The organism is Enterobacteriaceae endosymbiont of Donacia piscatrix (assembly GCF_012569525.1).
GTDB lineage: Bacteria > Pseudomonadota > Gammaproteobacteria > Enterobacterales > Enterobacteriaceae.
On sequence record NZ_CP046200.1, the window covers coordinates 13,112 to 15,783 of the forward strand.

General features: G+C 14.9%; 1 protein-coding gene and 2 tRNA genes. 1 reads left to right on the forward strand and 2 read right to left on the reverse strand.

Features of this window, described 5'->3' with window-relative positions; all coding sequences use genetic code 11:
* Positions 1-936: 936 nt before the first annotated feature.
* Together GJT96_RS00090 and GJT96_RS00095 are read right to left on the reverse strand one after the other, a co-directional pair.
* Positions 937-1,009: transfer RNA gene (locus tag GJT96_RS00090), tRNA-Lys, on the reverse strand.
* A gap of 31 nt (positions 1,010-1,040) precedes the next feature.
* Positions 1,041-1,113 (reverse strand) — tRNA-Val (locus GJT96_RS00095).
* 134 nt (positions 1,114-1,247) lie between these two features.
* Between GJT96_RS00095 and gltX the strand changes: the two genes are divergently transcribed.
* On the forward strand, positions 1,248-2,657 hold the full coding sequence (gltX, locus tag GJT96_RS00100; protein WP_169780233.1) for a glutamate--tRNA ligase: 1,410 nt from the start codon (positions 1,248-1,250) through the stop codon (positions 2,655-2,657).
* Positions 2,658-2,672: the final 15 nt, after the last annotated feature.

Consider the following 2,672-nt stretch of genomic DNA (forward strand, 5'->3'; position numbering starts at 1 on the left):
CATTATTTTCATTATTTTTTATTATATGAAAAAATATAATTATAAATAAATAAAAAATTAATATTTTTAATACTTTTAAAAATTTAACTCAAATAAATAATTTTAATAAATATAAAATTTTTTTAATAATTATTAAAAGATATTCTATTCAAAATTAAAATATAATTTTAAATTTTTTTTATTTTTTAATTTTTTCGTGATAATAATTATTTATAATTAAAAATTAATATATTTTTTCTTTATTAAAAATTTTATCTTTTTAAAAAAATTTTTATTCTTACCATATTATATTTTTTTATAAATAAAATTAATATTACTATTAATATTAGTTATTATTTTAAAATTTTTTATTTTATTACAATAATTTATAATATAAATTAATTTTAATAATAAAATTACGAACTACTATAATTTTTATATTAGTTAATCTATTAAAATATTAAAAATTATTTTTTATTTTAATATACATTATTATAAATTTTAATTTAAATATTCTTTTATTAAGAACAAAGTTAAACAAAATATAATTATTTTTCATAATTAAAATAAATAATCAAATTTTCTATTTTTAATAAAAAAATATATTATTATTAGTAATAATAAATACCAAACTATTTTTTATTAAAATAATATTTTTTTGTACATTATTTTTTAGTAAAATTATTTTTTCTAAATAATTATATTTTCTAAAATTATTAAAATTTTAAAAATTTATATATTAATTAAATATAAAAAAACTAATATTACTATATTTTAAATTTTAATTTTTAATCTTTAATTAATAAAAAATTTTTTTACAAGAACAAAATTTCTATCTATTTTATAGATAATTTAAATACATACCAGTATTATTTTACAACAAAAATTATATATTTTTTTTTTAATTAATTACGAATAAAATATTTAAATATAATTTCAATAAAACATTTCTTATTATGGGTCGTACAGGATTTGAACCTGTGACCAATTGATTAAAAGTCAACTGCTCTACCAACTGAGCTAACGACCCAGATTTTTTTTATAAATTTTAATAAAATTTATGGGTGATGACGGAATTGAACCGCCGACCTTCTCCTTGTAAAAGAGATACTCTACCAACTGAGCTAATCACCCAAAAGATAATACTTATATGCTATTATTTTTACTACTAAGATGTCAATATTTTTATTAAAAATTTTAAAATAATAATTATTATATATATAATATATATTATAATATAAGATTAAAAAATAATAATTTTATACATTATGAAAATTATCACTAGGTTTGCACCCAGCCCTACTGGATATTTACATATAGGTAATATCCGTACTGCTTTATATTCATGGTTATTTGCTAGAAAAAATAATGGTAAATTTATATTACGTATCGAAAATACTGATTTTAAAAGATCAAATAATATTTTTATTAAAAATATTATTAAAACATTAAAATGGTTAAAAATTGATTGGGATGAAGGACCATATTTACAAAGTGAAAAATTAAATAGATATAATAATATAATTAATATTATGTTAAATAATGGTAATGCATATAAATGTTATTGTTCTAAAGAAGAATTTAAAAAAAATAAATTTCAACAAAATATTACTAAAAATAATATTAAATATAATTGTAAATGTCGAAACAATAAAACTATTATCAGTAATAATAAACCTTATACAGTAAAATTACACATTCCAAAAAATAAAAATATTACATTTATAGATACTATTAGAGGTAAAATTACATTTAAAAAAAATATATTAGAAGATTTTATAATTAAACGTTCAAATGGTATTCCTACATATAATTTTTGTGTAGTTATAGATGATTGGGATATGAAAATTACTCATGTAATTAGAGGTGAAGAACATATAAATAATACCCCAAAACAAATACATATTATTAATGCTATTAAAGCATTAATTCCTTCTTATACCCATGTATCTGTAATTACAGATACATTAGGGAAAAAAATTTCTAAAAGAGATAATAATTTTGATATTTTAAAATATAAAGAAGATGGATATTTACCTCATGCAATATTAAATTATATTTTACGTTTAGGTTGGTCTTATGGTAACAAAGAAATTTTTTCATTAGAAGAAATGAAAAAATTATTTAATTTAAAAAATTTAAATAAATCTTCTAGTATTTTTACTATAAAAAAATTAAATTGGTTAAATAGATATTATTTAAATAAATTATCAGAAAAAGATATGATTAATTACTTAAAAAAATTTTTTGATAAAAAAGATATAAATGTTAATAATGGACCTAAATTAAAAGATTTATATAAAATTTTTTATAAAAGATGTAATACGTTAAGTGAAATAAGTAACTTATGTAAAATTTTTTATACAAATCCAAATTATAATAAAAATTTAGTAATTAAAAAATATTTAAACAACAACACAAAAATAATTCTACATTTATTTTTAAAAAATATTAATACCATAAAAATATGGTCTATAAAAAATATAGATTATATTTTAAAAAAAATATTATTTAAGTTAAATATTAATTTTAAAGAAATAGCAATGACTATACGTTTAGCTATTACTGGACGTGAAAATACCCCTCCTATTAATAATATATTATATTTAATAGGTAAAAAAAAAACTACACATCACATTAAAAATGCAATAAATTTTATTAAATTTAATAATTTTTAAAAAAAAACTTAATTC

What these genes read in the sequence shown, in the direction of transcription:
- gltX (WP_169780233.1), top strand. Translation starts at nt 1,248, where the DNA reads ATGAAAATTATCACTAGGTTTGCACCCAGCCCTACTGGATATTTACAT.